Consider the following 23,271-nt stretch of genomic DNA (forward strand, 5'->3'; position numbering starts at 1 on the left):
TGGATCCGCTTTCGCGTTTCCCGCTCCGGGGCGACTCGCCTTACTTTATCGGATCCGTCCGGACTGTCAATTCCGGGCTTCTCCGATACGCCTTTCCAATCCCGCTTGCGCGGCACCTTCCGGGCGGTGGAGCTATTTCATCAGATCCGGTCCGATTGTCAAAATCGAGCCTTTCCGACCCAACACGACGTTGCAGGCGCGACGAAGCCGCGTCAGCTTGATCGTGGTTGGTTCCCCCGGGCCGGCCGCCGTCAGGCGTCCCGCACTCCCGTGGGGCGAAGTGAACAGTATGCCCAAGACGAGGGAACGTCAAACCGGCTCGCGCGTGTCAATGGCTCCGGTTCCCCCGCCCGTCCGCGCCGGGACCACTCCGGAGCCGGATCTACCTCGGGTTTTGCCCGGGTTCACCCCACTCGCAGGACTCGAACTTCGCATTCACGCGGCCGATGTCTCTGTTCGGCAACGCCGTCCCTTCGGCGTGGCTCAGGACTGGGCCAGGTAGCCGCCGACGAACAGGACCCCCTCGGCGATCACCCAGGCGAAGGCCGCGGCGGTGAGGAGCACGTCCAGCCGGTGCGGCTTGCGCCGGACACCCGGCATCGACCAGGCGGTCACAGCGACGGCCACGGCGATGAGGGCCACGGGCGCCGAGACCCGCACGGCGTCGTCGAAACCGGCGCCGCATCCCGGGTCGTAGCCCTCGCCCTCACCGCAGAAGGCGGCGTCGCCCCACCCGCCGAGGGCCGAGAAGGCCCAGAGGACGGCCAGCGCGCAGTTCGCGATCGTCGGAATGGCCGGCGAGATCCACCAGCCGCTCGGACGCTCGGACATGGCCTGCACGCACGGAACGTACCTCGCTTCGCGGCGGCCGGGAACCCCCGCCGGGCGGCCGCCGCCGGGTTAGGTGATCTCTTTGGCCTCGTGCAGGTTCATGTCCATGACGATGGCCGTCATGACCGCCATCGTCCGCAGCGGCTCCCGGACGGGGTCGGTGATCTCCACCGCGTACTTGTCGGCCGTCGTCAGCAGGTGCGTGGCGAGCCCCGCCCACTTCTTGCGCACGTGCGCCACCTTGCCGCCGTCGGGGTCCTTCACCTCGAAGTTGTTGCGCGGCACGTCCACCTCGACCGTGCCGATGTGCGTCCCGCCGTCGTCGTAGATGACGTAGCGGCGGCCCACCCTTTCGGTGACGAACGAACCGACCCGCTCCCCGTCCGGCCGGAGGACCTCGGTGTACTCCCGGCCGGCCTGCTTGTCCACGACGTACAGCGGTTCGCCGTCGGGCGTCGTCAGCAGGACGGCCCGGGCATCGAGGTTCGACTTGCCGGGGAACAGGCCGCGCATGACCGCCGAGTCGCCGTGGTCCTCGGTCGGCGCCGCGATGGCGAGGACGGTCCCGTCGCCGTCCAGCACCTTGTACCGCGACTTGGCGAACGGTCCCCTGCGAGGCTGTTCGACCCTGAGCACCGGGGAGCTGAACACTTCGCTCACGCGTTCTCCTGCCTCATCGGCCGCATCGGCGACCGCCCTCACTGTTCACCTTGCCGGCGTGCCCGCACCCTCCGCGGCATGCCTTCCAAGCGGCGATCCTGCCAACGGCAGGCCCCCAGGGGAAGCACTTTCCGCGCCCGGCCAGGCCCACCGCACCCGCCGCCCCGCGTTCCCGGCCCACTGACCTGCGGCGGTGCGGACGAGGTGACCGTCTGAGGAACATTCTTCTTTCGCCCCGGCGGCACCCGGCCATCGCCGCGGACATCCACGCCGGGATCTCCACCCTCCCGATGGCGTCCACCCCGCCCGGCTTCGGCCCCATGGCACGCCAAAAGGGGCGGTCCCCGAAGGAACCGCCCCTTTCACTCACACCCGCAGGCGCGACGTGAGGACCCGATCAGAAGTCCATGCCGCCGGCGTCGGGCATGCCGCCCGCCGGGGCCGGGTTCTTCTCGGGCTTCTCGGCGATGACGGCCTCGGTGGTCAGGAACAGCGCGGCGATCGACGAGGCGTTCTGCAGCGCGGACCGGGTCACCTTGGCCGGGTCGAGGATGCCCGACTCGAACATGTTGACGTACTCGCCGGTGGCGGCGTTCAGGCCCTCGCCCGGGGTCAGGTTGCGGACCCGCTCCACCACGACGCCGCCCTCGAGGCCGGCGTTGACGGCGATCTGCTTCAGCGGCTCCTCGAGAGCGCGCTTGACGATGTTCGCACCGGTGGCCTCGTCGCCCGACAGCTCCAGCTTGTCGAACGCCTTGGTGCCGGCCTGCAGCAGCGCCACGCCACCGCCGGGGACGATGCCCTCCTCGACCGCGGCCTTGGCGTTGCGGACGGCGTCCTCGATGCGGTGCTTGCGCTCCTTGAGCTCGACCTCCGTCGCGGCGCCGGCCTTGATGACCGCGACACCGCCCGCGAGCTTGGCCAGGCGCTCCTGGAGCTTCTCGCGGTCGTAGTCGGAGTCGGTGTTGTCGATCTCGGTACGGATCTGGTTGACCCGGCCCGCGATCTCGTTGGCGTCACCGGCGCCGTCCACGATGGTGGTCTCGTCCTTGGTGATGACGACCTTGCGGGCGCGGCCCAGCATCTCGGTCGTGGTGTTCTCGAGCTTGAGACCCACGTCCTCGCTGATGACCTGGCCGCCGGTCAGCGTGGCGATGTCGCCCAGCATGGCCTTGCGGCGGTCGCCGAAGCCCGGCGCCTTCACGGCGACGGACTTGAAGATGCCGCGGATCTTGTTGACGACCAGGGTGGCCAGGGCCTCGCCCTCGACGTCCTCCGCGATGATCAGCAGCGGCTTGCCGGACTGCATGACGCCCTCGAGGACGGGCAGCAGGTCCTTGTTGGCCGACGCCTTGCCCTGAACGATCAGGATGTACGGGTCCTCGAGGACCGCCTCCATCCGCTCGGGGTCGGTCACGAAGTAGTGCGAGATGTAGCCCTTGTCGAAGCGCATGCCCTCGGTCAGCTCGAGCTCCAGACCGAAGGTCTGGCTCTCCTCGACCGTGATGACGCCTTCCTTGCCGACCTTGTCCATCGCCTCGGCGATCATCTCGCCGATCTGCGGGTCACCCGCGGAGATGGACGCCGTGGAGGCGATCTGCTCCTTGGTCTCCACGTCCTTGGCGAGCTTGGACAGCTCCTCGCTCACCCGCTCGACCGCGGCCTCGATGCCCCGCTTCAGCGACATCGGGTTCGCGCCGGCGGCCACGTTGCGCAGACCCTCGCGCACCAGCGCCTGGGCCAGCACGGTGGCGGTGGTGGTGCCGTCACCCGCGACGTCGTCGGTCTTCTTGGCTACTTCCTTGACGAGCTCCGCGCCGATCTTCTCCCACGCGTCCTCGAGCTCGATCTCCTTGGCGATCGACACGCCGTCGTTGGTGATGGTGGGGGCGCCCCACTTCTTCTCCAGCACGACGTTGCGGCCCTTGGGACCAAGGGTCACCTTCACGGCGTCGGCGAGCTGGTTCATGCCGCGCTCGAGACCGCGGCGGGCCTCCTCGTCGAACGCGATCATCTTTGCAGCCATAGGCTCCAGTCCTCCCGGAACAAGGTGGCTTAGACGGATCGAGCCGACGCCCGCGACGGACGGCCCCGCCGACGACTTCCATTCCGCCGCCGGCCTGAGGCCTCATCGCCCCGACCCATGACTGTGTGAAGTTGTCACTCTCCACAGCAGAGTGCCAATGTTTGTTTAGCACTCTACCCCGTCGAGTGCAAGCGCCACACATCCTCGCCCGAAGGTGTCACCCCGGCGTCCCGAACCCGCCCTGACCAGCGGTGGGACCGCGGGCGCGCGTCCGTCACCCGTGCAGGATCGCGGCACTCCTCACGATGGCCGTCATGCCGAGGATCAGCGCGGGAGCCGCAGGCTCCTGGCCTGTCACTCGACCGTGGCACTGCCGAGGGCCGCGTGCCGGGGAGCAGCGGCGTCAGCGCGCACTCAGGAGCGGGGCAGCGGCAACCAACGTCTCACTGATCGGTGAGGCCGCCGCGAGCGCGGCCGAACCGGGGCGCCAGGAAATGACCACTTCGGGTGCCGTGGCCGAACGGTGGCGCCGCTCTGGTCGACGGCGGCCGAGGGGGCCATTTAATCGGAGAAAATGCGTGCGGACGATTTTAGGAGGACCTTGCCCGTTGCGTCCGCTGATGCCGTTCCGGGGGAATGCGGCGGCGTTTGCGGCGGCCCGATCGCCTGTGCTTGCCGCGGCCCAGCGGGCCGCTTTCGTGGAGTTCGGCGCGCGGCGAGGATTTTCTTCTCGGCCCAGGCGAAGGGCCGCCGCAAACGGTCCGGACATGGGTGGCCGCTCCGGCTTCGATGCGTGACCGGGCCGGAGCGGCCGTGGTGCTTCGGGTGCTCTCGCAGGAATCGCGGTCCGCTACTTGGCGGACTCCTGCTCGGGGCCCGCCACCGCGTTGATCACGGTGTTGCGCTTACCGCCGTGGATGTGGCTGTTGATGTCGCCGGTCATCGTCGCGCTGTTCCCGGCGAAGACCAGCGAGTGGGGCGACTTGGTGAGGTTGGTGAACACCGCGTCGCCGGAGCCGTTCTCACCCACGAGGACGTGGCCGTTCTGACCGACGGCCGCCTTCTCGGCCGCGTGGATGTCCACCGACCGGGGCTCCGGCCTGTCGGCCCGCCGCTGCGCCATCTGCGGAGCGGCGTCGGCCTGCTGCTGCTCCGGAGCGTTCTGCTGGGCCTCCTGCTCAGGCGCGGCCTGCTGCGCGTCCTGCTGCGGGGCGGCCTGCTGCGCGTCCTGCTCAGGCGCGGCCTGCTGCGCGTCCTGCTGCTGCGCGGCCATCTCCGCGTCCTGCTGCGGGGCGGCCTGCTGCGCGTCCTGCTCAGGCGCGGCCTGCTGGGCGTCCTGCTCGGGCGCGGCCTGCTGCGCGTCCTGCTGCTGCGCGGCCTGCTGGGCGTCCTGCTCCGGAGCGGCCTGCAGCGACTCCTGCTGCGGAGCCGCCTCCTGCTGCGGAGCGGCCTGCTGCTGCGGAGCCGCCTGCTGCTGCGGGGCGGCCTCCTCGTGCTCGGCGGCCTTGGCCAGGGCGACCTTGGTCGCCTCCTCCTCGGCGCCCTCGACGCCGGTGACGGCCGTGTTGTGCTTCCCGCCGTGGAGCTTCGTGGTGATGTTACCGGTCTTCACCGGCTTGTTCCCGATCGCCGTCGCGGCCTTGGGAGACCGGATGATGTCGGTGTACATCAGGTCGCCCGGACCGTGCTCACTGACGTACGTCGGGCCGTTGTGCCCGAGGTACGCCTTCTCCACGGAGTAGAAGTTGATGTCGGCCATGGCCGAGGGAGCCGCGAGGACGGCCGCCCCCATCGTTATCCCGGTCACGGCCATCGTGCGCAAAATGCGCTTCATGCCTTTCCTCACTCTCGTATGCCGATCGGCGCCCCAGGGAGCGCCACTCCGGGAACAATCTTCCAGGGCGTGACCAGCGAGAAAACCAAGTGCCGGAGAGGCGATGATCAAGATCCGAGACGGGAATCCGACGCTCGCTAAAGCTTGATCCATGCGCGTTTAGCCGGACCGCGCGAACAGCCGCCCAATTCGGTATCCACCGGGGCATCCGCGTTCCGAAGAATCGCGAATTCGCCGCCCGTGCACGGAAAAGCCCCGGCACGATGGGACGTGCCGGGGCTTGGGCGGGGACTGTGTCAGCCGCCCGCCACCGCGGGGATGATGGAGATCTGGGCGCCTTCGGGCGTCGGGGTGTCGAGGCCCTCGGCGAAGCGGACGTCCTCATCGCCGACGTAGACGTTCACGAACCGGCGGATCTTGCCCGCGTCGTCCAGGATGCGGGCGGAGATGCCGGAGTAGCTGGCCTCCAGGTCGGCGACGACCGCGCGCAGGGTGGCACCCTCGGCCTTCACCTCGGACTCGCCACCGGTGTAGGTCCGCAGGATCGTCGGGATACGGACGGACACGCTGCTCATGCTGCTCCTTCGTTCTCAGGCGAGGCCCGCGGCGCGGAACGCCTCCAGCGACGGGGCGATGTTCGCCGACGGCGCGACGACCGGGGCGACGGCGTCCAGGGTCTTCAGACCGTCCCCGGAGTTGATGATCACGGTCTCGGCGCCCGGGTCGAGGGCGCCGGTCTCGACGAGCTTGCGGAGGGTCGCGACGGTGACGCCGCCGGCGGTCTCGCCGAAGACGCCCTCGGTGCGGGCGAGGAGCCGGATGCCCTCGACGACCTGCTCGTCGGTGACGTCCTCGACGGCGCCGCCGGTGCGGCGGGTCACGTCCAGGACGTAGGGGCCGTCGGCCGGGTTGCCGATCGCGAGGGACTTGGCGATCGTGTCGGGCTTCACCGGGCGGATGACGTCGTGGCCCGCCTTGAACGCGGTGGCGACCGGGCCGCACCCGGCGGCCTGGGCGCCGAAGACGCGGTACGGCTTGTCCTCCACCAGCCCCAGCTTGATCAGTTCCTGGAACGCCTTGTCGATCTTGGTGAGCTGGGAGCCGGACGCGACCGGCACGACGATCTGGTCCGGCAGCCGCCAGCCGAGCTGCTCGGCGATCTCGTAGCCGAGCGTCTTGGAGCCCTCGGCGTAGTAGGGGCGGACGTTGACGTTGACGAACGCCCAGTCGTCCTGCTCCCCGGCGATCTCGGACGCGAGCCGGTTGACGTCGTCGTAGTTGCCGTCGACCGTCACGAACGTCCCGCCGTACACGGCCGTCGTGATGATCTTCTGGGACTCGAGGTTCGAGGGGACGAACACCGCGCTGCGGATCCCGGCGCGAGCGGCCGCGGCGGCGACCGCGTTGGCGAGGTTCCCGGTGGACGGGCAGGCCAGCACCTTGAACCCGAGCTCGCGGGCGGCGGCGAGCGCGACGGCGACGACGCGGTCCTTGAACGAGTGGGTCGGGTTCCCGCTGTCGTCCTTCACCCACAGGCTCTGCAGGCCGAGGCTCTCCGCGAGGTTGTCGGCGCGGACGAGGCGGGTCAGGCCCGGCTCGGTGTTCGGGGTGTCGGCGACGTTGGCCGGGACTGGCAGCAGCCCGCGGTAGCGCCAGATGTTCCGCGGCCCGGACTCGATCGCGTCCCGGGTGACGCCCTGGAAGTCATAGGCGATCTCCAGGGGCCCGAAACACTCCTCGCAGGCGTAGAAGGGCCCGAGGTCGCGGGACGAGCCGCATTCGCGGCAGACGAGAGCGGTAGCCGGTCCGAGGTCTGTGGCAGGCGTGAGTGCCATGAGGGCGAGGCCTTTCTCCCCATCTTCCCTGCGCCACCTTGGTCGCAGGCCGGAGTTGGCACCATCTCCCGGCCGGCCTTCGCAGGATCGCGACGCGCCTCAGCCGGGTGGTTGCCGGGGCTTCGCAGGGCCGGTCCCTCCACCCCTCTGGATGAGCGTTATGAAGTTGTCGATCACGAGCGCTATGAACTCGTATGCGTGACTTTACATGAACTGACCGGATGCCAGACAGGCGGGTCCAGGGATTGAGACGTTACCCGGCGGGGCTCTTGATCACGCGTTGGGTCGGGTCGAGGAACACGTGCTTGACGATCGGGACGCACTCCCGGAGCCGCCGGTCGATCTCCCCGGCGACGTCCTCGGCCTCGTCGGCGCTGATGGCGTCGGAGAAGTGGACCTTGGCCGCGACGAGGATCTGCTCGGGGCCGAAGTGCATGGTGAGCAGCTCGTCCACGCCGGTCACGCCCCGCGCGCCGAGGATCTCGGCGCGGATCGTGCGCTGCGCCTCGGGGTCGGCGGCCTGGCCGATGAGCAGGCCCACGCTCTCGCGGCCGATCCCGAAGGCGAGGACGACGAGGAGCAGTCCGATGAGGACGGACGCGAGCCCGTCCCAGAACTCCGAGCCGGTGATCTGGCGCATCGCGAGCCCGCCTGCGGCGAGGGCCAGACCGACCATCGCCGCGGTGTCCTCGAACAGCGCGGTCTTGAACGTCACGTCGGGCGACTTGCGGACGTGCTCGACGAGGTCGCGGTCGTTCTCGCGCGTCTCCTTCCTGGCCTGGTAGAAGGCGCGGATCCAGGACGTCCCCTCCAGCACCGCGCCGAGGGCGAGGACGGCGTAGGCGAGCCACACCGTCGTCCCCGTGCCGCCGTGGCCCGTCATGGTCAGGACGCCCTCGAAGATCGAGAACCCCGCGCCGGCCACGAAGATGCCGAACGCGGCGAGCAGCGACCACACGTACCGCTCGTTGCCGTAGCCGAAGGGGTGGCGCTTGTCGGGGGGCCGCTCGCTGCGCCGGAGCGAGGCGAAGAGGAAGCCCTGGTTGAGGGTGTCCGCCACCGAGTGCGCGCTTTCCGCGAGCATGGCGCTGGACCCGGCCAGCAGGCCGGCGACCAGCTTCGTGATCGCGAGGATGAGGTTCGCGGCACCGGCGACGAGCACGGTTTTCGTCGTCTCGGACTTGCTCATGGCGACCGGGTACCCCCTGGGAGAATGACTAACCGGGCGAAACGGGCGGCAGCGCGGGCGATGCGGGCTACCGGAATGCGGGCCAGTGCTCCGGTCTTCAGGCCGGGGGTGAAGGCCCGCGCTGGGAGGGGCGCCAAGGCCCGGGCAGTGCACGTCCCGCATGATCGCTCCATCCGGGCCAGGTACCGGTCGGCGAACACCTGTGCCGGAACCTCGTTACGAAGACCAGGTGGACGTGCATCGCAACGACGCGGTCTCTGTCGGTGCGTATGCCTTCGGGTTCGGTCATGGACCGGTACGGTGCGGGTGTGCAGTTACGTTACAACTACCGTATGTATCCAACGCCTGGTCAGCAGATCGAGCTGGCGAGGGCGTTCGGGTGCGCACGGGTGGTGTTCAACGACGGGCTGCGCGCACGGCAGCAGGCCCGCGAGCAGGGCTTGCCGTACATCTCGGACGCCGAGTTGTCCAAGCGGATCATCACGCAGGCCAAGGCGACCCCGGAACGGGCGTGGCTGGGCGAGGTGTCGTCGGTGGCCCCGCCCCGGTACCGCTCGCGCAAGGACAACCGGCAGGCGATCAGGTTCACCAGGAACTCCCGCTTCAAGGTCCTCGACAACGGCCGCCTGCGGTTGCCGAAGATCGGGGATCTGGCTGTCCGCTGGTCGCGCGGCCCTGCCCCCGGCCCGTCGAGCGTGGTGATCATCAAGGATGCGGCCGGGCGGTATTTCGCCTCGTTCGTGGTGCAGGTGACCGACGAGCCGTTGCCGACGGTGGAGTCGGAGGTGGGCATCGATCTGGGTCTGAGGCACTTCGCGGTGCTGTCGGACGGCACGAAGGTGGCCGCGCCGAAGTTCCTGCGGCGCGCCGCCCGCAAGCTCAAGCGGCTGCAACAAGCCCTCGCGCGCAAGCAGCGCGGGAGCCAGAACCGCAAGAAGGCCGTCGTCAAGGTCGCCCGCGCCCATGCGCGGGTGGCCGACACCCGGCGGGACTGGCAGCACAAGCTCTCGACGCAGATCATCCGCGAGAACCAAGCGGTGTACGCCGAGGACCTGTGCGTGACCGGTCTGGGCCGGACCCGGCTGGCCAGGAATATCAGGGCCGCTGGACAGGAGGACCTCAACGCCCGTGGAGCGCACGTAAGACCGGGACTCGTCCCGGCAGCGCACAACGAAGCGGGAACCCACCCGGACGCCGTGCATTCCACGCGCAGCGTGGAGGGAATCTCCGTCCCTTAGGGCGAAGAGGATGTCAACTCGCGGGTCACTTTGATGTGCCTCGGTCCCAACTGAGACCCTTCCCGTATGAGCCAAGTGCTGGTGGCCTCGAACCGGGGGCCGGTGTCGTTCTCGCTGTCGGACGACGGCGGGCTCACCATGCGGCGCGGGGGCGGCGGGCTGGTGTCGGGCCTCGCCGCCGTCACGGGCGCCCCGCGCGACCCCGGTCCGCCGCGTCCGGCCGGGACGTCGCCGGAGCCGTCCGCCGGGGACGCGGACGTGCTGTGGGTGTGCGCGAGCCTCGGCGAGGCCGACCGCACGGCCGCGCGCCGCTCCCCGGACGGCCGCCTCGACCTCGCCGGATACGAGACCGGCGGGGCCGCGGTGCGGATGCTCGACATCCCGGCAGCCACGTTCGACCGCGCGTACAACGGCGTGGCCAACTCGACGCTGTGGTTCGTCCACCACCTGCTGTACGACACGCCGCGCAGCCCGCACTTCGACGCGCGCGCCCGGCGCGACTGGCAGTCCTACGAGGCGTACAACGCGGCCTTCGCCGACGCCCTCGCCCGCGACGCCGCCCCGGGCGCGAAGGCGGCGATCCAGGACTACCACCTCTCGCTCGCCCCGCGGATGCTGCGCGACCGGCGTCCCGACCTGAAGATCGTGCACTTCTCCCACACGCCGTGGGCGCCTCCGGAGTACTTCAGGCTGCTCCCCGACGACATCGGCGCGCAGGTCCTGCTCGGCATCCTCGGCGCGGACCACGCCGGCTTCCTCACCGAGCGGTGGGCGTCGGCGTTCCTCGACTGCTGCGAACTGCTGCCGGGCGCGCGCGTCGACCGCGTGGCCCGCACCGTCACCTGCTCGGGCCACACCACGCGCGTGGGCGTGCACGGTCTCGGCGTCGACGGCCCGGCGCTGCGCCGGCGCGCCGCCGAGCAGGACGTCGTCGAACGGGCGCGCGCGCTGCGGGAGCAGGTCGGCGACCGGCAGCTCATCGTGCGGATCGACCGGACGGAGCTGTCCAAGAACATCGTGCGCGGGCTCGCCGCCTACCGGGAGATGCTCGTCAACCATCCCGAGTGGCGCGGCCGCGTGGTGCACCTGGCGTTCGCCTACCCGTCCCGCTACGACCTGCCCGAGTACCGGGACTACACCGCGGCCGTCGAGCGCATAGCCGGGCAGATCTCCGAGGAGTTCGGCACGGCCGACTGGGACCCGCTGATCCTGCAGGTGAACGACGACTACCCGCGTTCCCTCGCCGCCTACGGCCTGGCCGACGTCCTGCTCGTCAACCCGATCCGCGACGGGATGAACCTGGTCGCGAAGGAGGGGCCCGTGCTGTCTCGGCACGGCTGCGCGCTGGTGCTGTCGCGAGAGGCGGGCGCGGCCGCGGAGCTGTCCGAGGACGCGCTGGTGGTCAACCCCTACGACGTCTCGCAGACGGCCGAGACCCTGCACCAGGCCCTGCTCATGCCGCGCGCCCGGCGAGCCGAGCGCTGCGCCCGCCTGGCCGAGGCCGCGACGGCCCTCCCCCCGCAACGCTGGTTCGCCGACCAACTGGCCGCCCTCGACTGACGACGGTCAGGTTGGGGGCGTGGGGGTCTCGCCCGCCGCAATGACGGTCAGGGGGCGGCGGTGGTGGCGGTGTGTTCGGCGGGGAGGAGGCACTCGACCGGGTTCGGCTCGTGGTGCTGCCTCCAGCGTTCGCGGAGCGCGGCCTTGCTCTGGGCCATGCGGCGGTGGGCGGCGGTGCGGGTGAACCGGGCGAGGTGGGCCGCGGCGGGCTTCGGCAGGCCGCTGGGCTCGTAGCCGTACTCGGCGAGCCGCTCGCCGAACGCGGCCTCGGCGAGACTGATCTCCCAGGCGTCGAGGCGTTCGGCCCAGGAGCCGACGCGGTCGGTGGTGACGGCGTCGTGCGTCCGCCCGTGCCATCGCTTGCCGGCCGGGACGATCCGCTTCGCGAGGCCCTCCGGGTGGACCATCGCGGGGTCGAAGTCCTCGCCGAGGAACCCGCAGAGCCGGGTCAGCTCGTCGGCGGGGTCGGTGACGAGCCGCTCGTACTGCAGCTCGTAGTAGCAGTCCGGGCCGAGGCGATCGGCGAGCCGGCGGCCGCGGTCGATCGTCTCCCGCCAGGCGGAGATGGCGTGGTGGATGTCGGCGTCGAACCAGGGCATCTCCATGAGGGACGCGACGCAGTCCCGGCCGTCCCGGACGAGGTGGACGAACTGGGCGTCGGGAAACATCCGCAACAGGGCGCCGACGTGCTGGGAGTAGCTCGGGCGCTTGTCGCCCCAGCGGGGCTTGCCGTGCAGGCGGGCGTAGGCGCGGAAGACGGTGCCGACGGCGGAGCCGAGCGTCGGCGGACCGTTGACGATCTCGTCGATGAGCCCGTCCGCGTCGATGCCGAGCGTCCGCACCCTGGTGAACCGCTCCCTGGCGATCCACTCCGCGAGCGCCCGCCTGTTCTTGCTGTCCCGGAGGTCACCGAAATCGCACCGCGCCGTATAGACGGGCAGGACGAACTTGGTCTCCGCCGGGATCGCGATGCGGGCGTGCGAGTGCAGCATCAGCCGCAGCAGCGTCGTCCCCGAGCGCGGGCAGCCGAAGACGAAGATCGGGCGGTCGTGGCGGAGCGCCGGTCCTGGTGACATGCACGCATGCTGGTGCAGCGCCCCGGTGCGGGGCCCTGGCTATGCACGCACCGTTGCTGTCCGCTTACCCACCTTTGACGGGCGGGGTCACGTGTAGGACTCGCCGAGCGTCTGCCTGACCTGCTTGCGCGCCTCGTGGATGCGGGACTTGACCGTGCCGAGCGGCAGCTTGAGCTGCTCGGCGATCTCCGCGTACTCCAGCTGCGAGACGTCCCGCAGCACGAGGGCCTGGATGAGGTCGGGCTTGCGGGCCTCCAGGTCCTCCATGGCGTCGAGGATGTCGACGCGGGACCCGGCGATGACGCTGGTCCGGCGCGGGTCGGGGCGCTGCTGCGGAAGCTCGCCCGCCTGCTCGACCGAGCGCCGCTTCAGCGACCGGTAGGTGGAGCGCGCGGAGTTGGCGACGACGACGTGCAGCCAGGTGCTGAACCGCGACCGGCCCTCGAACCGGTGGATGTTCCGCGCGACCTGGAGCAGCGCGTCCTGGCATGCCTCCTCGGCGTCCTGCCGGCAGGGCAGGAACCGGGAACTGTGCCGCAGCACGTCCGGCTCGATCCTGCGGAGAAGCTCGTTCAGGGCGCCCTGGTCGCCCTGCGCGGCCTTCACCGCCAGCTCCTCGGTCCTCTCGTCGAATGCCATGCCGCCTCAATGCTCGTTCGCGCGCTCACCCCGTTGTTGGGATGATACGGGAGTGTCTTTCCCACCATCAGTAGGCCGTTACCGAATCGATCGCGTCCTGGGTTCGGGGGCGTTCGCCTCTGTGTGGCTGGGGCACGACGACGCCCTCGAGTCCCAGGTCGCCATAAAGGTCCTGAACGGCAGCCTGATCGACGATCTGGACGTGCGCAACAGGTTCCTGGAGGAGGCCCGGATCCTGCGCCGCGCCGACTCCGAGCGGCTCGTGCGCGTCCACGACATCGGCGAGCTGCCTGACGGGCGTCCCTACTTCGTGATGTCGTACGCGGACCGCGGAACGCTCGGCGACCGCATGCGCGAACGGCCACTTCCGGTCAGCGAGGCCGTGGCGCTCGCCGAGCAGATCGCCTACGGCGTCGAGGTGATCAACACGCTGGGCGTCATCCACCGCGACCTGAAGCCGTCCAACGTGCTCTTCCAGTCGACGCCGGACGGCGGCGAGAAGCTGCTCATCGCCGACCTCGGCCTCGCCAAGGCGCTCGCGCACGCGTCCGGGGCGTTCACCCTCCCGGTCGGCACCCCCGGGTACATGTCGCCCGAGCAGGCGCGGTTCGGCGGCGGGCTCGACGTCCGCGCGGACGTCTACGGCCTCGGCGCGCTGACGTACCACATGCTCACCGGGCGGGCCCCGGGCCCGGCGCCGGTGAAGAAGGCGCCGAGCGAGCTGCGCGAGGGGCTGTCCCCCGCGTTCGACCAGGTGATCCTGCGGGCGCTGGAGGTCGAGCGGGAGAAGCGGTGGCCGACCGCCGAGGCGTTCGCGGAGGCGCTGTCCACGCTGCGGCCGACGTCCGCGGGCACGCCGGCGCCCGTCCCCGCGGCGTCCTCGTCGCCGGCGCCGCAGATCGACGCCGACGCGACCGTCCAGGACTTCTACCACGACGGCGTCCAGCTCCAGCAGCAGCAGCCGCGGCCGGTCCCGCAGCCCGGTCCCGCCCAGCCCGCCCCGGCGGCCCAGGGCGCCCCGGCGGACATGCGCACCCGGTTCGACCAGCCCGGCGAGGACGACCTCCACACGTCCGAGATGAACGTCCCGCCCGCTCCGTCCTCCGACGAGGTGACGGTCGTCGACCGGCCCGGCGGGCGCGCCGCCCCGTTCGGGCAGCCGGAGCGGCCCACCGCCCCGGACAACGACAACGACCGGACGATCGCCTACCAGGCCCAGCCGCAGGCGCAGCCGGCGGACGACGGCAAGACGGCCGTGTTCCCGACACAGCCGCCGCAGAACGGCCCCCAGCAGGGCGCCCCGATGCAGCAGATGGGCCCCGGCGGCCAGCAGCCCTACGGGCCGCCGCCCACCGGTTTCCAGCCTCCGCCCCCCGGGCCGGTCCAGGGCGGCGGGCAGGGCGGGCAGCGCGGCGGCGGCGCGCCGAAGAAGTTCGCCACACCGCTGATCATCACGGCGGTCGTGCTGGTGGTCGCGGTGATCGGCGGGCTGGCGCTCGGCATGATGTTCTCCGGGGGCGACGGCAAGGAAGGCAAGGACGGCAAGAAGAAGACGTCGGCGATCCCGAAGGACTTCGTCGCCGTCTCCGACGACGCGGGCAAGATCAAGGCCGCGGTGCCGAAGGCGTGGCCGAAGCAGCAGGAGCAGACGTGGACGCCGTCCGCCGTCGGCCTAACCGACGGCCAGCCGCGGCCGGTGCTGCGCGCGACGCCCGACAAGGCCGCCTTCCTCGGCAACGGCAAGGGCCCCGGCGTGTTCATCGGCGTGACCACCGACCTGCGTCCCGGGCAGCTTCCGCCGCCGAACGCGGCCGGCCACGCGCAGTGCACGAAGGCCGCGCCGGAGAACTACACCACGCCGGACGGCGCCCTCAGCGGGACGATCACCCGCTACACCGCCTGCAAGGCGGGCACGCCGTCGGTCACCGAGGTCGGCCTGAAGGACAAGGCCGGCAAGTTCGGCCTGTGGATCCGCGTCAAGGAGGCCGACGACCGCGACGCCACCAAGGACATCCTCGACAGCCTGAAGGTCACCGCCCCCTGATCCAGGGCCCTGACCGGTACGGAAGCGCGCGACCAGGCGCGGAGCGGCGAACGCTCCGCGCCTGGTTCCGTTCAGGGCGGGCATGCATCGGAGTGATTCACGTCACATTTGTTGTATCGCGACCCGTCACCGATATATCGTTGAAACATCGCAACCGATCACTATAAGGAGACTGCGATGCACGAGCACACGATGAGAGGGCGCGGCGGCTTCCGGGGCCCCAGGGAGCGGGGGCGCCGCGGCGACCCGTTCGGCCCGTGGGGGCCAGGCGGCCCCGGGCCCGGCTTCGGTCCCGGCCATCGCGGACGCGGTGGGCGCGGCCGGCGCACCCGGCGCGGCAACGTCCGGGCGGCGCTGCTCGCCCTGCTGGCCGAGCGGCCGATGCACGGCTACGAGATGATCCAGGAGCTGGACGGCCGCACCGGCGGCGTCTGGCGGCCGAGCCCCGGCTCGGTCTACCCGACCCTCCAGATGCTGGAGGACGAGGGCCTGGTCAGCAGCGAGGAGCAGGGCGGCAAGCGGCTGTTCTCCCTCACCGACGCCGGCCGCGAGGAGGCGTCGGCGCAGACCACCGCCCCCTGGGACGAGGTCACCGAGGCCGCCGGCGAGAACGTCCTGCGCGGGCGCGAGGCCATCGGCCAGCTGATGGGGGCCCTGCAGCAGGTGATGGCCGTGGGCAGCGAGGCGCAGAAGGCGCGCGCGCTGGACGTGGTCAACGATGCCCGCCGCCGCCTCTACGGGATCCTCGCCGATGACCCCGAAGCCGAGTGACCCCGGAGAACGACGACCGGAACCGCCGTGGCCGACAGGGCCACGGCGGTTTCACTTTCCGTTCGGGAAGGGCGCCTGCTTGGCGAGCCGGTCGGCCATGTAGAGCTGCTTCCACACGTACAGGCCCATGTCCGAGCGCCTGACGCGCCGGTCGACCGGGACGTCCACCGTCGCGCGGACCAGGTACGCCGCGCCGGGCGGAAGGTACTTGTCACCGCCGTCCCCCGCGAGCAGCGCGCCCCCCGCGAGCCGCCGCACGACCTGGCTGTTGGTCGGCGGCGTGCACATCGTCTCGGGGACGCCCGCCTGCGGCATGCAGCGTCCCCGTGCATCCGGCGTGACGAGGTCGCGCCTGACGAACACGTCGCCGGGGAAGTCGAGCAGGACCTTCTGGCCGGTCGGGTTGCTGAGGATGTACTCGATGTAGGGGAACGACGTCCCGGACGGCGGCGAGGACTGGAACGTCGTCACCACGCCGTCGCTGATCCCGGACGTGACCGCGGCGATCCTGTACCGGGACCCGTCGGCGGTGCCGACCGTGATGGGCGAGCCCGCGGGCGGCAGCTTGGCGGCGCCCGGCGACTGCTCCCCGGCCGCGGGGGCCGCCGTCGTCCCGCCGCCCTTGCCGCCGGAGTCGGGCGTCAGCACGAGCCCTGCCGTGACCAGTCCGGCCAGGACGAGCACGCCCGCCGCGACCAGACCGCTGCGTCGCCCCTTGCGCCGCCGCTCCCTGCGCTCGCGCTCCCGCTCCCGCGACCCGAGGCGCACCTGGATGCCGCTGGTCTCGCGGACGCCCATCGGCCCCGGCGCCGACCACTCCTCGCGCTCGGAGTAGGCCTCCTGCGCCTCGGGCACGGCGGCCCACTCCGACCCGCCGAGCCGCGGATCCGGCTGCGACCGCGGCGGCGTCCCCCACACCCGAGGCGGCCCCTGCCCATTGGACGCGACCGCCCCCTCCGCCACCCCCGGCGAGGTCCGCTCGGACGACACAGGCGGGACACCCGAGCCGAGCGGAACAGCCGACCCGACCGGCACATCGGGTACGCCCGGCACGCCCGAGCCGGGCGGCACGCCCGAGCCGGGCGGCACGCCCGAGCCGGGCGGCACGGCCGACGCGGACGGAACAGACGACCCGGACGGGACATTTGACGCGCGCTGAGCGGGCGAAGCCAGAGGCACGTCCGACGTAACCGGCGCGCCCGGCACGGCCAATGCGGGCGGAACAGTCGACGCAAGCGGCCCGGGTGGAGCCAGCGGCGCGTCCGACATTACCGGCGCAGCCGGAACGGGGGCCGCGGGCGGCGTAGTCGGGGCGACCGGTGCGGTCGGCGCGGCTGGCGCGGCCGGGGCGGTGTGGACTATAGGACGTGTCGGGGCGTCCGGCGGGATGGGGACGCCCGACGGGGTCTGGGCGCCCGGTGGCTGGACGGGCGTGCCTTCCCGGGGCGTGGCCCTCGGGATGCCCTGGGAGGGCGTGTGCCTGATGTCGCCCGGACGGCGCGGAAGTCCCGGCTCCGTGTCCACCGTCTAGCCTCCCGATGTCCGTCGTGCGGCTCCCCCGTGAACCCGCACTACCGCAATTCACCATATTTTGGCCTAATTAGACCCTGGTTCCACAACGGCCCCCGGAGTCTCGCGAGAAACGACAACTCGGGACGTGGTTCTTATCACCTCGCCAACAAGTCGTCCGCCCCCTGCGTCCCGGCCGGGGCGCAGGAGGCGGACGGACGGGTCAGGAGAGGGAGTCGGCGAGCGAGCCGATGAGGTCGACCACGCCGGCGGGGCCGTCGACCACCAGGTCCGCCCGGTCGGCGAGCGCGGTGACCTCGGTCGAGCCGCTGCACACCAGGACGCCGGGCACGCCCTCGGCGCGCAGCTCGTCGACGGCGTCGAACGCGGCCAGGTCGCCGAGGTCGTCCCCGGCGAACAGCACGGCGGAGGGGCGGGGCGAGCGGTCGTCCACGAACGAGCGCAGCGCCTTCCCCTTGTCCATGCCGGGCGGGCGCAGTTCGAGGACGTAGCGTCCCGGCTCCACGGACAGCCCCGTCCGCTCGGCGAGCGCGGCGAGGATGCTGCGCAGCCGGTCGAGCGCGACCTGCGGTTCGGCGCACCGCCGGGTGTGGACGGCGAGCGCCTGCCCCTTGTCCTCGACGAACGTCTCGGGCGGGGCGCCCGCGGCGGCCAGGACGCCGGGCAGCTTCGCGCGGGCCTCGGCGACGCCCGGCGGCGGCTCCGGCACCGTCAGCGTGCCGGACTCCCAGCGTTCGAGGCCGTACTGGCCGAGGACGACGAGGCCGTCGATGCCCTCGAAGCCGCCGTACTCGACGGCCACGGCGGCGGGACGTCCGGTCACGATCAGCAGCGAGCCGACCAGCGGCGCCAGCCGGGCCAGGGCCGGTGCGGCGTCCGGATGCGCCCGGGCCGAGGCCGGATCGGGGACGATCGGCGCCAGCGTGCCGTCGAAGTCGAAGCCGAGCACGGCCCCGGTCGGGTTCTCACGGATGGCGTCAAGGCCGTCGGCGCCGACGGCCGTCGCAGAGCGGGGAGAGTTCACCTGACCAGTGTTGGTCAGGTCAGGGCCGGATGCCGAGTCGCCGCGCGGCACGGCTGCGTTGCCGCTGTGTCCGCATCCGGCGCAGGCGCTTGACGAGCATCGGGTCGCACTCGAGCGCCTCGGGCCGGTCGATCAGGATGTTCAGGAGCTGGTAGTACCGCGTCGCCGACATGTCGAACGTCTCGCGGATGGCCTGCTCCTTGGCGCCGGCGTACTTCCACCACTGCCGCTCGAACGCGAGGATGCGGCGGTCGCGCTCGGACAGCCCGTCGGCGCGGAACGCGGCGTCGTCCGCCCCGTCCTCGCCCTCGGCGGCGCCTGGTTCGGTCAGAGGTCGCGGGGGTTGACCATCGTCCATGGTTCTGTCCTGCGGGGGGACGTCACCGCGGGGGTCACCGGGGGCGTTCGCCGCTCGCATCAGGTCCCCTCTGTGGTTACTGATCCCGGGTCGTCCGGGTTCGGGCGGGAGCCATGCTACGCGTCCGAGCCGACAAGTTCCGGCGGATCCCGGGGAACGGACGCCGGTGCTTCAGTGCATCACATCCCCGTTCACCTGGGGCTCTTTCGCTCCGTGTGTCCCAGTGGCAACGCCGCCCCGGCGCGCCGCCAAAAATATGTACTCTACATCCGTTAGAGTGGGTGATCAGCAGCGTCCGGCGCCTGAGACGGCGACCACGGAACGGAGACCTTGCATGGCGACGGAGACCTCCGCCACGGGACGGACCGCCGAGCGGGCCGCGCCCCGGGACGGGAGCCTTCCCGAACCCCCCGCCGACGGCGTGCTCACCGATATCGCGACCGCGCTGTTCCATCTGCGCCGCGTCTGGGCCAAGCCCGACCTCGTGAAGCGCATCCGCGCCCAGACGTCCGCCGCGACGGACGGGCGCCCGCTGCAACTGTCGAACCTGATGGTGGTGAACGCGGTCGCCGCGCTCACCGACTGCGGGCCTTCGGACGAACCGTCCTGCGAACCCACGGTCGGCGCGGTCGCGGAACGCCTTGAGATCGACCCCTCCACGGCCAGCCGCCTCGTCGGGCACGCCATCGACGCCGGCCTGGTGTCACGGCGCCCCTCCCCCGTGGACGCGCGCCGCGCCAACCTCGGGCTGACCGAGGCCGGCCGGCGCGTGAAGCAGGTCTCCGACCGGTTCCGCCGCGCCTACCTCGACGAGCTGATGTCCGGCTGGTCGGAGCGGGAGCGCACCGAGTTCGCCCGCCTCCTCACCCGCTTCGCCGACGCCGCCGTCCAGGCCCCGATGTACCCGGACGGAATCGGCCGCATCTTCGAAGAGGCCGCAGCCGACTAGGGTTGCTGCGGCGGCATCACGGTGTGCGCCCTCCCGTCCGGACGGGCTATGACGTGGCGGGCGAGCCCGTGCAGGTGCTCGCGGAACCTTTGCAGCGTGGCCGGATCAGTGGGTTCCCGACGCCGCCCATCGGTGTCCACGAGGCCGCGCTGGGAGAAGGCGAGAACGGTCCAACTGAACGTCCGCATGACCATCCCGACGTCCAGGTCGTCGGCGAGAGTGCCCCTCACCAATTCGACCAGCCGGCCGAATGAGGGCCCGCCGAAGAGGGGCTCCAGTTCTGAGATGTCGCTGGCGTCGGAAAGCCAGCGCTGCATCCAGAAGGCCCCGAGCTCCGGGGTCTCCATGGCAAGGTCAAGGTACGTGTCGAGCAGCCGGGTGAAACCGTCGAGATCCGGCGTGTAGACGGCCTCAACCGCTTGCACCCAGTCGATGCGCCGCTGCAGAGCGCGCTTGAATACGGTCAGGTAAAGGGCGTGTTTGCCACCGTAGCGCTCGACCACCGTCTCCACACCGACACCCGCGGCATCGGCGATCATCCTGTTGGTGACGCCGTCGTACCCAAGTTCACTGAGCAGCCTCACGGCCACAGTGAACACCCGGTCATCCTTCGCCTTGCCGTCGGGATGGGGCACATCACTCACTTCCTGTCTCGATCCACGTCCCTCCAGGCTAGGTGGGTGCCGCGACGCCGGACCCAAGGCCGTACAGTCAGGGGCTGCGAATTCCGCCAAGGCAGCCAAGCCATTCGTTGACGATGCCGCGCTGTGACCTTGGCCTCCACGGCGTCGGACAACGGCCGCATACAGCGAGGGAGTTGAAGCGGCGATCGTTCTGACGGGGCCAGTGTGGGGTGGGCCCACACTGGCCCCGTTCGCGGTCAGTCGCTGTTGCGGAGGGCTGACATGCGGGTGAGGTACTCGTCCTCGTCGATCTCGCCTCGGGCGAAGCGCTCGGCGAGCACCGACCGCGCCTTGGTCATCGGGTCGGCCGCCGCCTTGGCCGCCGCGGCGCCGTCGCGCACCCGCCGGCGGATGAAGTAGAAGGCGGTGCCCAGGACCGCCAGCCAGAACAGGCCGAACATGACCGGGAAGACCGGCCAGAAGGCGGGGGCGTCCCCGTCGTTCCAGCCGCCCGGGTGCATCGCGGCCGCCTGTGTCACCAACGTCGTCACCATCGTTCATCGACCCTTCCTGTGTTCGGATAAGTCGATGCTCGGCGACGGGTACGGGGGCCCGCATCGCCTGGCCGGAGGCACTCGCGCTACGCCCGCCGGAGTACCGCGCTCACCACCAGGGCGGCCGGTAGTCCTCGTCGTCGGCGGGGCGCGGCGGCTTCGAGTGCCGCCCGCGCGGCTCGTCATCGGCCGTGCCCAGCGGCGGGACAGGCCCTTCCGGCGGTTCGGCATCGCCCGGACCGGGCAGCGGGACGTCGGGGAACCCGCCCAGGGGCCCCTCGTCCTCGGGAGGTACGTGCGGGGGCGGCGGCTCGTTCGGGGGTTCCGGGGATACCGCGGCGAGCGGAGCCGTCGTCCCGGTCTCGGGGAGGTCCGGCGTGTCGAGCGCGCCCCGGCGGAAAGCCTCCCACTCGTCGTCGTCGAGGACGGACGGCTCCTCGCGCGCCGAGCCGTTGAGCCCGCCGCCGTTGTGCCCGTTCCCGTTGAGAGGGTCGTGCCCGTTCAGGGGGTCATGCCCGTTCAGAGGGTCATGCCCGTTGAGGGGGTCGTGCCCGTTGCGCGTGCCGTGCCCGCCCGCGGCGAACTCGCCGGGGACGAACGGGCGCAGCTCGCCCGGCATGACCGGGGGCTGCTTCGGCTCGATCGGCGGCGGGAGCTTCCCGTCCCAGCCGGACGATGGCGCGGGCTCGGCGAAACCGGCGTCCGGAGGAGCGAAACCGCCCTCCGGCGCAGCGAACCCTGCCTCCGGCGCAGCGAACCCTGCGTCCGGCGGAGCAAAACCCGCGGGGCCGGGGTCCGGCGGCGGGACGTCCCAGATCGGGGCGTCCAGCGGCACGGCCTCCTGCGGCAATGCCTCATGCGGCGGGGCCTCCTCCGTGAAGGCGGGCGCCTGGTAGACCTCGTTGCTCTGGAAGAGCGGCGAGCTGACCGGCGCGACCGCGGGCGCCTCGTACGCACCGGCGGGCACGGCCGGGGCGCCGGCGGCCACGGGTTCGCGCGGCGCGGACGGGGCGGACGGCAGGCCGTAGTCGGCGACGGCGTCGGCGTCCCCGTCGTCGTCCTCCGGGCGCCGCCGCTGCCGCCAGCCGAGCACGAGCCCGAGGACGACCAGCACCCCGCCGCCGCCGAGGACGAGCGGGAACAGGAAGCCGGAGTCGCGGCCGACCGGCTGCGCGGCGGGCTGCGGCGTCGGGGCCGGGGGCGGCGGCGTCTCCACCGGTCCGCTGGAGGTCTTGTTGATCTGGTTGGCGGCGACGAGGGTCCGCACCGCGTCGACCGTCCCGCGGCATTCGGGCGAGCCGGTGGGATGGCCGGGCCGGGCCGGCGAGCCCTGGAGGAGCGCCCGCCTGACCTCCTCGGGGCTGAGTCTCGGGTAGCGGGAGCGGACGAGCGCGGCGACCCCGGCGACCATCGCGGACGAGGCGCTGGTGCCCGTCCCGACGACGTAGCCGTTGCTGGCGTCCGCGCTGACGATCTCGACGCCGGGCGCGCAGACGGCGGCGCCAGAGCGCCGGTTGCTGTCCTTCCAGAGGCGCAGCCGGCGGTCGAGCGCGCCGACGGCGATCACACCCGGGTAGGCGGCGGGGAAGTTCTTGCGGTTCGCGCCGGAGCCGTCGTTGCCCGCCGAGGCGATGAGCACGACGCCCTTGGAGAGCGCGTACCGGATCGCCTTCTCCTGCGAGGGCGTGCCGTCGTAGGCCTGGCGGCCGCCGCCGAGCGACATGTTGATGATGCCGGCGCCGTGGTCGACGGCGTACCGGATGCCCTGGGCCACGGCGTCGCGGTCGCCGCCGGCGCCCGGCTGCTGCCCGCTGTCGCGGCGCAGCGGGTCGTCGTTCTCCAGCGTGACGCGGATGGACAGGACGTTGCTGAGCGGCGCGACGCCCATCATGCCCTGCGACAGCCCGGGGCCGTGGCCGTGGCCGGCGATGATGCTGGCCATGGACGTCCCGTGCAGCCCCCAGTAGCGGCTGCCGGGGCGGCGCACGCCGCCGGTGAGGTCGGGGCCGGTGACGACGCGCCCGGTGAGGTCGGGGTGGCGCCTGTCGACGCCGGTGTCGAGGACGGCGACCGTGACGCCGCGTCCCCTGGAGTACCGCCACGCCTTCTGCGCGCGCAGGACGTCGAGGTGCCACTCGCGGGAGCGGATCTGGTCGGTCGGCGCGTTCAGCAGCCGCCCGGCGACGGCGCCCGCGGAAGCCCCGCGCACCGTCTGCCCGCTGGCCGGGCTGCCGGAGACCATCGCCGCGGGCACGGCCACGGCCGCGCCGAGCGTGAGGACGGTGAGGACCGCGGTCGTCCGGGCGCCGAGCCGGAGCAGCGGCTCGGCCGGTCGGGCATGCGCCGGACGACGCCGACCGGCTTCGGACACGCCGCCCCTCCCTCCGGCAGACCGCCGCGCTCCACGGCGGGTGACATTCTGCCACGCGAACCGCCCCTGGCCCGGGCACTCGGCACATTAGGGCACGGTCCTGGACAGCGCGGATCTTCCCGGATCAGTCTTCCGTACCCACGGGTAATCAAACCGGGC

General features: G+C 71.7%; 21 protein-coding genes and 1 riboswitch. Of the genes, 6 read left to right on the forward strand and 15 right to left on the reverse strand.

Going from position 1 to position 23,271, the window contains the following annotated elements:
* Nucleotides 1-483 precede the first annotated feature (483 nt).
* From K4S16_RS32665 to K4S16_RS32695, 7 genes are all read right to left on the reverse strand, one after another.
* Nucleotides 484-840, reverse strand: a complete 357-nt coding sequence (locus tag K4S16_RS32665; protein ID WP_149262933.1) for a hypothetical protein — start codon at nt 838-840, stop codon at nt 484-486.
* A 60-nt stretch (nt 841-900) separates the two neighbouring features.
* Entirely contained in the window at nt 901-1,491 is a 591-nt protein-coding gene (locus K4S16_RS32670) for a phospholipid scramblase-related protein (RefSeq protein ID WP_149262934.1), read from the reverse strand.
* Nucleotides 1,492-1,888: 397 nt separating this feature from the next.
* The gene (gene groL, locus K4S16_RS32675; RefSeq protein WP_141578529.1) at nt 1,889-3,517 is read right to left on the reverse strand and encodes a chaperonin GroEL; all 1,629 of its coding nucleotides are present in this window, start codon (nt 3,515-3,517) and stop codon (nt 1,889-1,891) included.
* A gap of 850 nt (nt 3,518-4,367) precedes the next feature.
* Nucleotides 4,368-5,351, reverse strand: coding sequence for a hypothetical protein (locus tag K4S16_RS44610; protein WP_160161106.1), 984 nt, complete (start codon nt 5,349-5,351; stop codon nt 4,368-4,370).
* Nucleotides 5,352-5,647: 296 nt separating this feature from the next.
* Complete coding sequence (locus K4S16_RS32685) at nt 5,648-5,926, reverse strand: MoaD/ThiS family protein (protein WP_149262935.1); 279 nt, start codon at nt 5,924-5,926, stop codon at nt 5,648-5,650.
* Between the two features lie 15 nt (nt 5,927-5,941).
* Nucleotides 5,942-7,186 (reverse strand): threonine synthase, encoded by a 1,245-nt coding sequence (gene thrC / locus K4S16_RS32690; RefSeq protein ID WP_149262936.1) that lies wholly within the window; start codon nt 7,184-7,186, stop codon nt 5,942-5,944.
* Between the two features lie 16 nt (nt 7,187-7,202).
* A riboswitch (SAM riboswitch) is annotated at nt 7,203-7,344 on the reverse strand.
* 95 nt (nt 7,345-7,439) lie between these two features.
* Complete coding sequence (locus K4S16_RS32695) at nt 7,440-8,375, reverse strand: cation diffusion facilitator family transporter (RefSeq protein WP_160161107.1); 936 nt, start codon at nt 8,373-8,375, stop codon at nt 7,440-7,442.
* A gap of 308 nt (nt 8,376-8,683) precedes the next feature.
* Here K4S16_RS32695 and K4S16_RS32700 point away from each other — a divergent pair, with 308 nt between their 5' ends.
* Nucleotides 8,684-9,613: an RNA-guided endonuclease TnpB family protein gene (locus K4S16_RS32700; protein ID WP_149262938.1), complete on the forward strand. Its 930-nt coding sequence runs from the start codon at nt 8,684-8,686 to the stop codon at nt 9,611-9,613.
* Nucleotides 9,614-9,679: 66 nt separating this feature from the next.
* A complete protein-coding gene (locus tag K4S16_RS32705) occupies nt 9,680-11,173 on the forward strand; it encodes a trehalose-6-phosphate synthase (RefSeq protein ID WP_149262939.1) in 1,494 nt (497 codons plus the stop codon).
* Between the two features lie 47 nt (nt 11,174-11,220).
* On the opposite strand, the gene K4S16_RS32710 is transcribed toward K4S16_RS32705, so the two are convergent.
* Together K4S16_RS32710 and K4S16_RS32715 are read right to left on the reverse strand one after the other, a co-directional pair.
* Entirely contained in the window at nt 11,221-12,249 is a 1,029-nt protein-coding gene (locus K4S16_RS32710; RefSeq protein WP_149262940.1) for a sulfotransferase, read from the reverse strand.
* An 87-nt stretch (nt 12,250-12,336) separates the two neighbouring features.
* Nucleotides 12,337-12,888, reverse strand: a complete 552-nt coding sequence (locus K4S16_RS32715) for an RNA polymerase sigma factor (RefSeq protein ID WP_141578537.1) — start codon at nt 12,886-12,888, stop codon at nt 12,337-12,339.
* 121 nt (nt 12,889-13,009) lie between these two features.
* On the opposite strand from K4S16_RS32715, the gene K4S16_RS32720 reads away from it, so the two are divergent.
* Together K4S16_RS32720 and K4S16_RS32725 are read left to right on the forward strand one after the other, a co-directional pair.
* The gene (locus K4S16_RS32720; protein ID WP_235037217.1) at nt 13,010-14,932 is read left to right on the forward strand and encodes a serine/threonine-protein kinase; all 1,923 of its coding nucleotides are present in this window, start codon (nt 13,010-13,012) and stop codon (nt 14,930-14,932) included.
* A gap of 177 nt (nt 14,933-15,109) precedes the next feature.
* Nucleotides 15,110-15,703 carry a PadR family transcriptional regulator gene (locus K4S16_RS32725; protein WP_149262942.1) on the forward strand — a complete coding sequence of 198 codons (594 nt, stop codon included), beginning with the start codon at nt 15,110-15,112 and terminating at the stop codon, nt 15,701-15,703.
* 51 nt (nt 15,704-15,754) lie between these two features.
* Here the strand turns inward: K4S16_RS32725 and K4S16_RS32730 are convergent, their stop codons facing one another.
* Complete coding sequence (locus tag K4S16_RS32730; protein ID WP_149262943.1) at nt 15,755-16,558, reverse strand: hypothetical protein; 804 nt, start codon at nt 16,556-16,558, stop codon at nt 15,755-15,757.
* Between the two features lie 82 nt (nt 16,559-16,640).
* On the opposite strand from K4S16_RS32730, the gene K4S16_RS32735 reads away from it, so the two are divergent.
* Nucleotides 16,641-16,862: a hypothetical protein gene (locus tag K4S16_RS32735; protein ID WP_149262944.1), complete on the forward strand. Its 222-nt coding sequence runs from the start codon at nt 16,641-16,643 to the stop codon at nt 16,860-16,862.
* Between the two features lie 573 nt (nt 16,863-17,435).
* On the opposite strand, the gene otsB is transcribed toward K4S16_RS32735, so the two are convergent.
* Both otsB and K4S16_RS32745 read right to left on the reverse strand, forming a co-directional pair.
* Nucleotides 17,436-18,257, reverse strand: a complete 822-nt coding sequence (gene otsB / locus K4S16_RS32740) for a trehalose-phosphatase (protein WP_149262945.1) — start codon at nt 18,255-18,257, stop codon at nt 17,436-17,438.
* Between the two features lie 19 nt (nt 18,258-18,276).
* Nucleotides 18,277-18,615 (reverse strand): DUF3263 domain-containing protein, encoded by a 339-nt coding sequence (locus K4S16_RS32745; protein ID WP_149262946.1) that lies wholly within the window; start codon nt 18,613-18,615, stop codon nt 18,277-18,279.
* 334 nt (nt 18,616-18,949) lie between these two features.
* On the opposite strand from K4S16_RS32745, the gene K4S16_RS32750 reads away from it, so the two are divergent.
* Nucleotides 18,950-19,564 (forward strand): MarR family winged helix-turn-helix transcriptional regulator, encoded by a 615-nt coding sequence (locus K4S16_RS32750; RefSeq protein ID WP_149262947.1) that lies wholly within the window; start codon nt 18,950-18,952, stop codon nt 19,562-19,564.
* Here the strand turns inward: K4S16_RS32750 and K4S16_RS32755 are convergent.
* From K4S16_RS32755 to K4S16_RS32765, 3 genes are all read right to left on the reverse strand, one after another.
* Nucleotides 19,561-20,208: a TetR/AcrR family transcriptional regulator gene (locus K4S16_RS32755; RefSeq protein WP_160161108.1), complete on the reverse strand. Its 648-nt coding sequence runs from the start codon at nt 20,206-20,208 to the stop codon at nt 19,561-19,563. The two genes, K4S16_RS32750 and K4S16_RS32755, sit on opposite strands and share 4 nt — an antisense overlap.
* A gap of 236 nt (nt 20,209-20,444) precedes the next feature.
* Nucleotides 20,445-20,729, reverse strand: a complete 285-nt coding sequence (locus K4S16_RS32760) for an SHOCT domain-containing protein (RefSeq protein WP_200842256.1) — start codon at nt 20,727-20,729, stop codon at nt 20,445-20,447.
* Nucleotides 20,730-20,850: 121 nt separating this feature from the next.
* Nucleotides 20,851-23,112 carry a S8 family serine peptidase gene (locus K4S16_RS32765; RefSeq protein WP_149262948.1) on the reverse strand — a complete coding sequence of 754 codons (2,262 nt, stop codon included), beginning with the start codon at nt 23,110-23,112 and terminating at the stop codon, nt 20,851-20,853.
* Between the last annotated feature and the right edge of the window lie 159 nt (nt 23,113-23,271).

This window comes from Actinomadura sp. K4S16 (genome assembly GCF_008327685.1).
Lineage (GTDB): Bacteria > Actinomycetota > Actinomycetes > Streptosporangiales > Streptosporangiaceae > Spirillospora.

Excerpts from the sequence above, each read along its gene's own strand:
- groL (WP_141578529.1), bottom strand. The coding sequence starts at position 3,517 with ATGGCTGCAAAGATGATCGCGTTCGACGAGGAGGCCCGCCGCGGTCTC.
- K4S16_RS44610 (WP_160161106.1), bottom strand. The coding sequence starts at position 5,351 with ATGAAGCGCATTTTGCGCACGATGGCCGTGACCGGGATAACGATGGGG.
- K4S16_RS32685 (WP_149262935.1), bottom strand. The coding sequence starts at position 5,926 with ATGAGCAGCGTGTCCGTCCGTATCCCGACGATCCTGCGGACCTACACC.
- thrC (WP_149262936.1), bottom strand. The coding sequence starts at position 7,186 with ATGGCACTCACGCCTGCCACAGACCTCGGACCGGCTACCGCTCTCGTC.
- K4S16_RS32695 (WP_160161107.1), bottom strand. The coding sequence starts at position 8,375 with ATGAGCAAGTCCGAGACGACGAAAACCGTGCTCGTCGCCGGTGCCGCG.
- K4S16_RS32705 (WP_149262939.1), top strand. The coding sequence starts at position 9,680 with ATGAGCCAAGTGCTGGTGGCCTCGAACCGGGGGCCGGTGTCGTTCTCG.
- K4S16_RS32710 (WP_149262940.1), bottom strand. The coding sequence starts at position 12,249 with ATGTCACCAGGACCGGCGCTCCGCCACGACCGCCCGATCTTCGTCTTC.
- K4S16_RS32715 (WP_141578537.1), bottom strand. The coding sequence starts at position 12,888 with ATGGCATTCGACGAGAGGACCGAGGAGCTGGCGGTGAAGGCCGCGCAG.
- K4S16_RS32725 (WP_149262942.1), top strand. The coding sequence starts at position 15,110 with ATGCACGAGCACACGATGAGAGGGCGCGGCGGCTTCCGGGGCCCCAGG.
- K4S16_RS32745 (WP_149262946.1), bottom strand. The coding sequence starts at position 18,615 with ATGGACGATGGTCAACCCCCGCGACCTCTGACCGAACCAGGCGCCGCC.
- K4S16_RS32750 (WP_149262947.1), top strand. The coding sequence starts at position 18,950 with ATGGCGACGGAGACCTCCGCCACGGGACGGACCGCCGAGCGGGCCGCG.